Raw genomic sequence first — 11,839 nt, 5'->3', positions numbered from 1 at the left:
CGAGCGGTTAAATAGGCCCACTGCCCGCGAAGGCAGACCTTACCCCCCGATTGTCGTTGAAGGAGTTTCGCTATGACGCTGTTAATTGCATTTATTGCCGGGATGCTGACGCTGCTCAGTCCCTGCACCCTGCCCGTTATCCCCTTTGTGTTTGCCGGCGTGCGCGGCAGCAGAGGCAAAATTATCGCGCTGCTCGGCGGTATGGTGCTGATGTTTACCGGCGTGGCGCTGCTGGTGTCGGTGACCAGCCACTGGGTCACCGGCGTCACCGCCGCCGGGCGCTGGATTGCCCTCGGTTTTCTCACCCTCGTGGCCCTGGCGCTGCTTTCCTCGCGGGTGGCCCAGTGGCTGAGCCGGCCTTTTGTTGCCCTCGGTAACCGCATCAATGACGAAAGCTATCGCCGCCGGGGGCTGACTGCCGCCCTGCTATCCGGGATGGCGATTGGCCTGCTGTGGTCACCCTGCGCCGGGCCGATACTCGGTGCGATCCTCAGCCTGTCGGTCAGCGGCGCATCATCGGCTTCCGTGGCGCTGCTGCTGGCCGCCTACGGCAGCGGATGCGCCGTGATGCTGGGACTGCTGTGGTTTGCCGGGCGTGAACTGCTGGCGCGGATGCGGCCGGGATTAGCCATGAGCACCCGCTTTCGTCAACTCGCGGGTGGACTGATGCTCGGGTCGGTGGCGCTGGTCGCCAGCGGTGCGCAGAGCCAGCTGCAGAGCGGACCGGCGTTTGCCCAGCGCCTGGAGCAGCGGCTGAGCGACCGCTTTGCCCTGCCGCAGCCGCCGGTAAAACTGCAGCCGGTTGCCGCCCCGCAAACCAGCAGTGCCATGCCGTCGCTGGCCGGCGATACCGGCTGGCTGAACGGGGAACCGCTCAGCCCTGAGTCGCTGAAAGGGAAAGTGGTGCTGGTTGATTTCTGGACCTTTGACTGCATTAACTGCCAGCACACCCTGCCGCACGTGCGCGACTGGGCAAATAAGTATCAGAGCCAGGGGCTGGTGGTCGTGGGCGTGCATACCCCGGAGTATCCGTGGGAGCGCGATGCGCAAGCTGTTGCCGATGCGATTGCCCGCTGGAAACTGCCTTACGCCGTAGTCACCGATAACAACTATGCTATCTGGAACCGCTTCGGCAATCAGTACTGGCCCGCGCATTATATTTTCGATGCCCGGGGCCAGCTGCGCTATACCGCCTTTGGTGAAGGTGATTACGCGCAGCAGGAACGCGTCATACAGCAGCTGCTGAAAGAGGCGCGCGGCTAACACTGTCTGAACCGGCCAGAGACCCCGGGGTAAGAGGTCTCTGGCACGGGCAGTGACTTTTTGCGGGCGCTATCCGGTGACGACGGATTTAGGCTCCAGGAAGGATTCAAGGCCGAAAACACCAAACTCGCGGCCCATTCCGGACTGCTTCACTCCGCCGAACGGCGCCAGCAGCTCAGGAGTAATGCGGTTGATCAGCACGCTGCCCGCCTGAAGATGGCGGGCCATACGCAACGCCCTGTCTGTATCAGCGGTGAACAGATAGGCCTGCAGCCCGTAGGGTGAGTCGTTGGCAATGCGCATAGCGTCATCGTCATCGCTGTAGCCGATGACGGACAGTACGGGACCAAAAATCTCCTCACGGGCAATATCCATCTCGTTGTCCACATTGGCAAACACCGTTGGCCTGACGAAGTAGCCCTTTTCCAGCCCTTGCGGACGCCCTTCGCCCCCGGCGATAATCACCGCCCCCTGCTCAACGCCCCGGCGAATGTAGTGCTGAATGCGCTCGTACTGGCTGCGGTTAGCCAGTGGACCGATATCCGTCACCGGATTGTCGGGCTGCCCCGTTTTTAACGTAGAAACATGCTGCCGGATGCGGGCGATGACGTCATTTACCCGTGAATTCGCTACCAGAAGCCGTGTTCCGGCAACGCAGGCCTGTCCGTTATTAAGAAATGCGGCGCTTATCGCCAGCGGGATCGCGACGTCGAGATCGGCATCATCCAGCAGAATTGAGGCGGATTTTCCCGTCAGCCCAAGCGTCGTGCGCTTCAGCGTTTCCATTGCCGTGCGGGCGATGCTTTTTCCCGTTGCGGTGGAGCCGGTAAACGAGATTCTGGCAACGTGCGGATGCCGGCAAATCTCATCACCCACATCATCTCCATTTCCCAGCAAAATATTAAACACCCCGGCAGGCAGACCGGCTTCGTGCAGGGCTTCTGCCAGCACCTGAGTCTGGATGGCACCGAGTTCACTGGGCTTGATCACCGAGGCACAGCCCGCAGCCAGTGAAAAAGCCAGCTTGCTGCATACCGAGCCTGTCACGCTGTTCCACGGCGCGATCAGCGCCGACACGCCAACCGGCTCCATCACCACCGTTGCCGCGCCGATTTTCTGCGTGAAGCGGTAGCTCTGCAAGATGCTGGCAGCATCGGAAAAACACTGCGACGCATACTGACTGACCCAGCGTGAACGGGCAACCGGGCCGCCATATTCCTCAATGGTCGCCTGCTGAAGTTCTGCCGTTCGACGTAACACGGCGGATTTAAGCGCCATCAGCATCTCAACGCGATCCTCCCGGGACGTCTCCCGTAACAGGCTTTGTGCCCGGACGGCGGCGGCAATGGCCAACCGGGCATCATCACGATCCGCCAGCCGCACGCGGGCAATCACCTCTTCGCTGGCCGGATTAATACTGTCAATTTCTCTGCTGCCGCTGACCGCGACAAATTTACCGTCGATATAGGCCTGGTCGATAACCCGCATGGTATGGCTCCCGTTCTGTTTGACTGGAATGTATGAACGGAGTGTATCGGCGGCGGATTGTTTTGATAATATGGTTAATCAGACATGTGGAATCCCGGAAATCAAAACAATGTCCAGAGATGTAACGGAACTGAACGTGGTGCTGGCCGTGGCCAGACGGCGTGGATTTCGCGCGGCGGCGCTGGAGCTTGCGATGTCAACCACCGCGGTCAGCAATGCGGTCGCAGGCCTGGAGGCCCGACTGGGGATCAGGCTTTTTCACCGTACCACCCGCAGCGTGTCACTGACGGAAGCAGGCAGGCAGTTTGTCGAACGGATTGGCCCCGCCGTGGCCGAGATCCGGCTGGCAATTGATGAAGCCAGCGGCCTGAGCGCTGCGCCGTCGGGGACGTTACGGATTAACTGTGCGCTGGGTGCGGCGCTGATGACCTTTACCCCAGTCCTGCACCGCTATTTGCAACGTTTTCCGGACGTGACGCTGGATATCGTTACCGAGGGCCGGATGGTGGATATTGTCGGCGAGGGGTTTGACGCCGGGATCAGGGTCAGCCACAGCGTGCCGCAGGATATGATCCGGGTTCCGATTTCCCGGGAGATCCCGCTGGCGGTGGTGGCTTCTGCGGCGTATTTCGATCGCCACTCCCCGCCGCAAAAGCCGGAGGATCTGATGCATCATCGGTGCATTCGCGGGCGTCTGCCCGGCGGGCTGCCTTCTGGCTGGCAGTTTGTCCGGCAGGGAGAAGAATTTACACTGCATGTCCCCGGCCCGCTGATCCTCGATTCCCCTCAGCTGATGCTTTCCGCCGTGCGACACGATGCGGGCATCGCGCAGATCCCGCGCTGGTATATCGAAAATGAACTGAGAGACGGCACGCTGGTGAGCGTGCTGACGCCGTGGCTACTGCCGCTGCCGGGCCTTTCGCTTTACTATGCCGGAAGGCGCCATATCCCGATCGCCCTGCAGGCGTTGATTGATCTCATTCATGAAGTGAATCAGGCGGATTGAGCGTTAGACGAGCCAAACTGAGCGAAACGCTTTAGCCGCGCTTGTTATGCTCAACATCATGATTTGACTGAATGAAATCGGCTAACGGAGAACGTGATGGCACAGCTTAACTGGCAGACACCGGCAATTAACCGCAAAAAAATCGGCGATATGCGGGTAACGATGCTCAGCGATGGGTATCTGGATGTGTCGTTTGAACTGCTTTCGGGTATTGACGGCTCGCGGGCGGAAGCACTGCTTGAGCGGCGCGGTGCGCCAGCGGTGCCGCGTATCAATATCAACGTTTATATCATTCAGACGGCGGATCGCACTATCCTGGTCGACAGCGGCGCAGGCGGCGTTAACGGCTGGGGTGGTCGTTTACAGGTTGCGCTGGCCGCCGCGGGCATCGATCCGCTGCAGATTGATACCGTTCTGTTGACCCACGCCCATCCGGATCATATCGGTGGCCTGGCCGGTCCGCTGCAAACCCCACTGTTCCGTAATGTGCAGCAGCTGTTTGTGCATGAGAAAGAGCTGGCTTTCTGGCGCGATGAAGACCGTTACGCCAGCGTGCCGGACAGACAGCGTCCGTTTATCAACCTGGCCAGAAACGCCTTCAACGCCTATGACGATCGCCTGGTGCCGTTCCGTCAGGAGGCGATTTTACCGGGTATTCAGGCGGTTCCTCTGTTTGGCCACACGCCGGGCCACAGTGGTTATTTACTGGGAGATGAACGAGAATCGCTGCTGATTTGGGGCGATATTGTGCATTTCCCCCATATTCAGATTGCTCAGCCGGACGTTACCATCGCCTTCGACAGCGACCCCGCGGCGGCATCAGCGGTTCGTCACCGCCTGCTGGACCGGGCGGCCAGTGATAATCTGTCGGTCAGCGGAATGCATTTTAATCTGCCAACCACCGGGAAAGTCAAACGTGACGGTGCCACTTTCGCCCTGGACTATGACCTCTGGTCACCGGTGGTCTGAGGTTAAAACGCGATGAGAGCACAGGCCGCTTGAGCAAACAGGCCCAGGCGGCATATAGTGAAAAATCGACTCCCTGTCCGATGGTCCTATGCCGGTTTCTAAAACACATGATGTTGAGGTGCAGCATCTGCTTCAGCAACTGCTTCAGCTTGCGCATTCCCAATCCCCTTTGCCCTGCGTTTGCCTGCGGGCGGTGAAAACTCATCAGGTTAAACGTTTCGAGGCTGAAGTGGCCACCTTCTCTTTTCCCCTTCAGGGCACCTTCAGCTATCGGGAAAACGATGACTGGGTGACGGTCAATCCCGGTGAGATGCTGGTGGTGCCCAACGCCAGAAGTCTTGATATCGAATATGCGCCCTGCAAAGTCAGCGGGGAATTCATCGCGCTCAGCCTGTCGCTGGCGGAGGAACAGCTGGAGGCCGCGCGTCTGCTGCTGGCCGCGCCGGCATCAAACGACACTGGCCGGGTTGTTGCCGTTTCCATCGGTGAACTGCTCGCCCCGCTGAACCGCTGGATCCAGGCGATGACGGCCGGCATACGCCCTTTGTCGCTGCATGCCATGGTTGAGGTGGTGCTGAAACTGTACGCTATGGGCTGCCACGGTCTGATGCGCCCACGCGATCCGGGACTGGCGATGAGGATCCGTCGTATGGTGTCGAAGGATCCTGCCCATTTATGGCACGCCGCTGAAATCGAACAGCAGCTGGGTTTAAGTGGTGCCACGCTGCGCCGCAGACTGGCCGCTGAATCGACCAGCCTGCGGACGATAATCATCGAAGCCCGCGTGGCCGAGGCGCTGCGCCTGTTGATGACTTCTGAACTTCCGGTAAAAACGGTGGCGGGCCGCGTGGGCTACAGCTCGGTTGCCAGTTTCAGTAAACAGTTCAGCGACCGCTACGGTATTGAACCTTCCGGATTTCGTTAATAGTGGGATCCTGTTTCGTTCACGATCCTGGAAAAATAAAGCTGCCCCCTCCCTGACTTGTCTAATCTAATGATAAATATGGATAATTATGAAGATCGTTAGTTGTGTTAATTTTCTAACTTTATATAATAAGCATTATATAAAGTCAGGATCCTGGATCGAAATCCCGCTATCATAGGATCCGCTGCGGATCCGGACTTTGCCGCCCGCCAGATGCCCGTATTTGACCCGGGCAGCAGGCGGGCAATATTGCAGCGTAAAATGGCGTCGCTACGTGAAAGATTGAGCATAATCCCCCTGCTAGTTTGGCAGAATTCACGTAGCGCGATCGATGGTAATAACAGGCGATATATTCAGCAAATATGACGAAATTCACCCAATTCCCGCCCCCTTTTCTCTCCGCGACAGCTGAAGGTGCAGCATGAGCGACCCTTACCGTACCGGCCGCCAGTGGATGGACGCGCCCGAACGCTACGGCCTGGTCACCCGCATCCTGCACTGGGGAATGGCTTACCTGCTCCTCTGGCAGTTGATCATGGCGTTGAGCTGGAAGGCGTTCAGCCCTTCAGCAACCGTCGAAAACATCGCCCGCTTCGGCCCCGATCATGGCACGGTTGGCCTGCTGACCATCGCGCTCGTCGTCGTGCGTGCCGTATGGGGGTTCACCAACCGCCGCCGCCCGCCCCGTTCAGCGGGATGGATGGGCACCGCCGCCCATGCCGCTCACCTGATGCTGTATGCCCTGATGTTTATCATCCCCGCGATTGCTCTTCTGCGCGTGTACGGCAGCGGCGAGGGATGGAGCCCCTGGGGACTGCCGCTCATTCCGGAAACCGGCACGGAAGTCGGCTGGATGACCCTACCCGCCAATGCGCTGCACGCCCTGCTGGCATGGGTGCTCTGTGGCATCATGGCCGTGCATATTCTGGCGGCGTTTTACCACCGGTTCGTCCTGCGTGACGGCACGCTTGGCCGGATGGCCGGGCTTAAGTCGTCACGGGGAGGCAAAGAGTAATATGGCCAAAACCATCCAGAATCAGTCCTTCTTTCTTTCTGCAACCGCCGGCGATGCGTTGCGAGCAACGCTTGAAGAATTCGTCGAGGACAAAGACGCCTTCTCGCCCAATACGTGGCGTCAGCTGCTCAGCGTTATGCGCATCTGCTATCGCTGGGCGGAAGAAAACGGACGAACGTTTTTCCCGTTATCCCCTGCCGATCTGCGTGACTATCTTTCCTGGCTACAGGCCCGTGGCCGCGCTTCTTCAACCATTGCCAGCCACGCCGCGCTGATCGCCACGCTGCATCGCAATGCCGGGCTGGTCTCGCCCGGCACCTCGCCGCTGGTGTTTCGTACCCTGAAAAAAATCAACCGCAGCGCGGTAGTCAGCGGCGAACGCACCGGGCAGGCCGTGCCGTTTCGACTGAACGATCTTTCCCGGCTGGATGCACGTTGGGCAGGATCGGACCGGTTGCAGCAGGTGCGAGACCTGGCTTTTCTTCATCTGGCCTACAATACGCTGCTGCGCGTCAGCGAACTTGCCCGCCTGCGGGTGGGTGATATCAGCCGCACGGAGGATGGACGAATTATTCTGGACGTTGCGTGGACCAAAACCATCGTGCAGACCGGTGGATTAATCAAAGCGCTGAGCAGCCACTCCTCCCAGCGCCTCACTGAATGGCTGATGATTTCCGGCCTGGCCGCCGAGGCGGACGCGTATCTTTTTTGCCCGGTTCATCGTTCCAATACGGCCAGAGTCAACAACGCCAGCCCGTTAACGCTCCCGGCGCTGGAAACTATTTTTCAACAGGCGTGGCGCGAGGTAGGCCCGACCGTTCCGGCGAAAGGAAATAAAGGCCGCTATCAGGGATGGAGCGGACACAGCGCCCGCGTCGGCGCCGCCCAGGATATGGCCCGACAGGGTTACTCCGTTCCGCAAATTATGCAGGAAGGCACGTGGAAAAAACCGGAAACGCTGATGCGCTACATCCGCAATGTTGATGCACATAAGGGCGCGATGGTTGATTTTATGGAGAAGGGTTTTAGCTAAACCCCGGCCTGAGGCAGAGTCTGAGTGCGCAGAATAATTTCTGAAGACGCCTTCAGAAATCCGTTCCTTAATCGGAATCGTACTCGTTGATGAGATAGGATTTCTGTTTCAGCAGCCAGCGAGCAGGACGATGACACGGACGACATCCGTTCCGCATGATGCGGTATTTAAAACATTTCTTAACCATCCGGATACGGCGAGAGATTTTATCGCGCTGCACATGCCTGAGCAATTTTACGCACTTTGCGATCTCAGCACGCTAAAATTAGAGTCAGGCAGTTTCGTTGAGGAAAGCCTTCGTGCTTACTACAGCGATGTGCTTTACAGCGTGAAAACCACCTCGGGTGAAGGCTATATTCATATCCTGATTGAGCATCAATCTACACCCGACAGGCATATGGCATTCCGGCTGATGCGTTATGCCGTCGCGGCGATGCAGCGGCATCTTGATGCCGGGCACAACCATCTTCCGCTGGTTATTCCATTCCTGTTTTATAATGGCAGAAGAAGCCCCTATCCGTACTCGACCAACTGGCTGCAGGAATTCTACGATCCCGGCCTGGCGGAAAAGCTGTATCGCGAAGATTTTCCCCTGATTGATGTCACCATCATTCCCGACGATGACATTATGCACCACCGCAGCATGGCGGCGTTGACGCTGCTGCAAAAGCATATCCACCAGCGTGACCTGACAGAATTACTCGACAGGCTTGGTACAATTTTGATATGCGGTTATCTGACAGGACAGCAGTTAGTTTCGCTGATAAACTATCTGGTGCAGGCAGGGGAAGCCCCCGATGCGTCTGCTTTTGTACGGAAACTCGCACTACGGATGCCTCAGCATAAGGATGAACTGATGACTATTGCCCAACAGCTTGAACAGATCGGCGTTAAGAAAGGTATTAAGGAAGGTATTCTCCTTGGTGAAGAGCAGGGAATGATTAAAGGCCGGCGTGAAGCGGCTTTATCGATTGCCCGGTCACTTCTTGCAAGGGGTATGGATGCAGAGTCAGTTCTTGCCGTTACCGGACTGAGGGCCGAGGATCTTGATGCACTGCGCCACTGATTTTTCGAAAGTCGTTTAACCCTGACGTCATCAGACGCTAAAATGCTGCCAGGCAATCTGTTGTCTGCCTATGCCCGTAACGGTATGCGCAGGTGTAAACTTTATGGAGGTCAGGGTGTTACTGGAACAATTCGGCGTTATCAATCTCTGGACGTATGTCGCAGGTCTGCTGTTAATCATTATCGCCCCGGGCCCGAACTCGATTTACGTGCTGAAGACCGCCGCATCCAGAGGCGTTGCCGCCGGATATCGGGCTGCGCTGGGCGTGTTTACCGGTGATGCTCTGCTGATATTCCTTTCATTTATCGGCGTAGCTTCGATTATTAAAGCCTCTCCGCTGCTGTTTACAATGGTGCGTTTACTGGGGGCTTTTTATCTTCTCTACCTCGGCATCAGGATCATTCACGCCAACTTTTTTGCAAAAAAGAAGCCGGGTGAAGAGATCAATATTACTCAGGAAAATGTTTTCAGGAAATCGCTGACCCTGAGCCTGACCAACCCCAAAGCCATTCTTTTTTATATTTCGTTTTTCGTGCAGTTTATTGACTACAACTATGCGCATACCGGGCTGTCCTATTTCCTGCTGGCGTCAATCCTGGAAGCCTTCAGCTTCATCTACCTTTCCCTGCTGATATTTGGCGGTGCGGCGATGGCGACGTTTTTCCGCCAGCGTAAAAGTGTCGCCCGCGCCGGAAATGCCATGATTGCGCTATTATTTATGGGGTTTGCCGCCCGACTGGCAACCCTGTCGGCCTGATTTAACCTGCGCCAGAGCGATCGCCCGTCCTGACTACCCCCTGCTTTGATCCTGTCTGGCCGGATCGGAAAGCGCCTGCTGAATAAATTCAATCAGCGTGCGCGTTCTGACCGGTAAATAGCGACGGTTGGAATAGAGGGCGTAAAGCTGTAACGGCGCGGTGGGCCGATCGAAAGTGATTTCGACCAACCGCCCGGCGGCGATCTCCTGGCGGCATGCCTGAGTGGACAAAATAGCGAACCCCACGCCCGCAACGGCCGCCCTGCCGGCCATCTCACCGCTGTTGACGCGATAGCGGCCGTTAACCACCACGGTATCGAAGCCCCCTTTCCGGTTAACAAACTGCCAGGCCGCCCCGTTCAGGGCCGTCACTGTGGTAATACAGGGTAGCTGCTCAAGCTGTTCGATCTCGGTTGGCATGCCGTGGCGTGAAATAAGGTCCGGGGAGGCCACAACGGTGCAGGGAATATCAAGCAGATGACGGGCGATATAATCGCAGTCCGTCATGTGCCCGCGGGTGATAATAATCGCCAGGTCCAGCTCCTCTTTTAACGATTCCAGACCGGACAAATTGGTGATGCAGCTGAGTTCAATATCCGGATAGCGGCAGGCGAATTCGGCAAGTAGCGTGCCAAATATAACCGGACCCGCCTCATTGGGAATACAAAGGCGCAGTGGCCCTTTCAACTGTAGCTGCCCGGAGGTTAATTCAGCTTCGGTCTGCTCCAGCGACACCAGCAGCGGTTTTACCCGCGTGTAGAGCAACTGCCCGGAGGGCGTCAGTTTACTGTGGCGGGTGGTGCGTTCAATGAGCTGAACGTTGAGTCTTTCTTCCAGTTGAGCGACGGAGCGGCTGACATTCGATGTGGGCACATTCAGCGCTTTCGAGGCGCGCACAAAGCTGCCCTTTTCTGTTACCGCAACAAAAATCCTCAATGAGGTCAAATCCAGATTGCTTCGCATGAATTATCCCGAAAATGATAACAATAAACCCATTTTTAACAGCTAATACTCAAAATTGATAGCGACTATGCTATGACCTTGTCCTGTTTTGAGGTGGAAATATGTCGATTTTTCAACACCCCGCGCCTTACCGCCACGTTAAGCGTCTGGCCTGGGCCGTTTCATTTATTCAGTTTGCTAACGCGCTGGAATATATGGCGTTTAATCCGGTTTTCGCTTTTATGGCAGCCGACTTTACCGTACCCCTATCCTGGTCCGGCTACGTTTCTGGCCTGTACACCATGGGGGCGGTGATCTCTGGTTTCTCTGCCTTTTACTGGCTGGGGCGAATAAATAAAAAACGCTTTTTAATCATCAATATGGTGCTGCTGGGATTGTTAACCGGTTCCACGACGCTAACAACCAGCTTTACCACGCTGCTGATATTGCGATTCTGCGCTGGTGCAATCGGCGGTACGACAATGGCGGCGGCGATCGGTCTGCTGATTAATCAAACGCCGGTAAATCTGCGGGGAAAAATGTTCGCCACGGTCATCGCGGCCTTCTCGGTGGTCAGCATCGCCGGCATGCCGGGCATCCTGTTTCTTTGTACGCATTACGGCTGGCACCCGGCGCTTTACGCCATCGCCGTGCTGTGCCTGCTTTCAGTTCCCCTGATACTGCTCGCCGTTCCGGCCGATCGCTCATCTGAACAGGCTGCGGAGCGCCCGAGGTTAAAGGTGGAAACCCTGCTTTTTGCCTCTGCGAATGCGCTGGTGCAGTTCAGCCCGATGCTGCTCATTCCTGTGCTGGTGCCGCTGCTGATCCAGCGGCTTGGCTTGTCATCAGAGCTGCTTCCAGTGGTATTTGTAGTCGGCGGCGTTGCAGGCTATCTGGCGACGAAAATGACCGGGCGGCTACTGGGGATCTGTTCCGCACAGCGGCTGGCCATCGCCTCTACGCTGCTGTATATGTTCAGTCTGGCTTTCCCCGCCACGGGCTATGCCGGCCCGGTGCTGTTTATGGTCCTTTTTCTGGGGGCATCCTACAGTCGTCTGGTGGTCTCATCCGTGGTCACGATGGCCTTCCCCGACGATCGACAGCGTGCAGGGTTTGTGTCCCTGCAAACGTCTTTAATGCATCTTCTGACGACCGTGGCGTTCTTTCTGTGCCCCCTGCTTCTGGGAGAAAATGATATGGCGCCGGGCAGTATTAACAGACTCCTGCTGATCGCCGGTGCGATGGCCGCGGTAATTCCGCTTTACCTTGCTGTTTTGCAAAAGAAACTTCGCCAGCGAGAACGTGACTAAAACGAGCGGCTCTCTTCTCTCCGCATACGCTCAACGCGTTGATAACTAATATTTTATATTTTTTT

At 56.9% G+C, this 11,839-nt stretch carries 11 protein-coding genes; 9 read left to right on the top strand and 2 right to left on the bottom strand.

Annotated features, from left to right (window positions below; all coding sequences use genetic code 11):
- The first annotated feature begins 72 nt into the window (after window positions 1-72).
- Window positions 73-1,263 carry a cytochrome c biogenesis protein DipZ gene (locus PGH32_RS07390; protein ID WP_337893643.1) on the top strand — a complete coding sequence of 397 codons (1,191 nt, stop codon included), beginning with the start codon at window positions 73-75 and terminating at the stop codon, window positions 1,261-1,263.
- A 69-nt stretch (window positions 1,264-1,332) separates the two neighbouring features.
- On the opposite strand, the gene PGH32_RS07385 is transcribed toward PGH32_RS07390, so the two are convergent.
- Window positions 1,333-2,751 carry an aldehyde dehydrogenase family protein gene (locus PGH32_RS07385; RefSeq protein WP_337893642.1) on the bottom strand — a complete coding sequence of 473 codons (1,419 nt, stop codon included), beginning with the start codon at window positions 2,749-2,751 and terminating at the stop codon, window positions 1,333-1,335.
- 109 nt (window positions 2,752-2,860) lie between these two features.
- Here PGH32_RS07385 and PGH32_RS07380 point away from each other — a divergent pair, with 109 nt between their 5' ends.
- The 7 genes from PGH32_RS07380 to leuE all read left to right on the top strand — a co-directional run bounded on the left by PGH32_RS07380 (window position 2,861) and on the right by leuE (window position 9,522).
- On the top strand, window positions 2,861-3,757 hold the full coding sequence (locus PGH32_RS07380) for a LysR family transcriptional regulator (RefSeq protein WP_337893641.1): 897 nt from the start codon (window positions 2,861-2,863) through the stop codon (window positions 3,755-3,757).
- Between the two features lie 96 nt (window positions 3,758-3,853).
- Window positions 3,854-4,726: an MBL fold metallo-hydrolase gene (locus PGH32_RS07375; protein WP_337893640.1), complete on the top strand. Its 873-nt coding sequence runs from the start codon at window positions 3,854-3,856 to the stop codon at window positions 4,724-4,726.
- 118 nt (window positions 4,727-4,844) lie between these two features.
- Window positions 4,845-5,651 (top strand): helix-turn-helix transcriptional regulator, encoded by an 807-nt coding sequence (locus PGH32_RS07370; protein ID WP_337893639.1) that lies wholly within the window; start codon window positions 4,845-4,847, stop codon window positions 5,649-5,651.
- A 421-nt stretch (window positions 5,652-6,072) separates the two neighbouring features.
- On the top strand, window positions 6,073-6,666 hold the full coding sequence (locus PGH32_RS07365) for a cytochrome b (protein WP_337893638.1): 594 nt from the start codon (window positions 6,073-6,075) through the stop codon (window positions 6,664-6,666).
- A 1-nt stretch (window position 6,667) separates the two neighbouring features.
- On the top strand, window positions 6,668-7,699 hold the full coding sequence (locus PGH32_RS07360) for a tyrosine-type recombinase/integrase (RefSeq protein WP_337893637.1): 1,032 nt from the start codon (window positions 6,668-6,670) through the stop codon (window positions 7,697-7,699).
- A 130-nt stretch (window positions 7,700-7,829) separates the two neighbouring features.
- Window positions 7,830-8,765, top strand: coding sequence for an Rpn family recombination-promoting nuclease/putative transposase (locus PGH32_RS07355; protein WP_337893636.1), 936 nt, complete (start codon window positions 7,830-7,832; stop codon window positions 8,763-8,765).
- Window positions 8,766-8,868: 103 nt separating this feature from the next.
- Complete coding sequence (gene leuE, locus PGH32_RS07350; protein ID WP_314420283.1) at window positions 8,869-9,522, top strand: leucine efflux protein LeuE; 654 nt, start codon at window positions 8,869-8,871, stop codon at window positions 9,520-9,522.
- 33 nt (window positions 9,523-9,555) lie between these two features.
- Here leuE and PGH32_RS07345 read toward each other — a convergent pair whose 3' ends face one another.
- Window positions 9,556-10,485, bottom strand: a complete 930-nt coding sequence (locus PGH32_RS07345) for a LysR family transcriptional regulator (protein WP_337893635.1) — start codon at window positions 10,483-10,485, stop codon at window positions 9,556-9,558.
- A 101-nt stretch (window positions 10,486-10,586) separates the two neighbouring features.
- Between PGH32_RS07345 and PGH32_RS07340 the strand changes: the two genes are divergently transcribed.
- Complete coding sequence (locus PGH32_RS07340; RefSeq protein WP_337893634.1) at window positions 10,587-11,774, top strand: MFS transporter; 1,188 nt, start codon at window positions 10,587-10,589, stop codon at window positions 11,772-11,774.
- The last annotated feature ends 65 nt before the right edge of the window (window positions 11,775-11,839 follow it).

This window comes from Erwinia sp. SLM-02, assembly GCF_037450285.1.
Classification (GTDB): Bacteria; Pseudomonadota; Gammaproteobacteria; order Enterobacterales; family Enterobacteriaceae; genus Erwinia.
The sequence above is the reverse complement of the archived record's forward strand: the minus strand, read 5'-3'. Positions and strand labels throughout refer to the sequence as shown.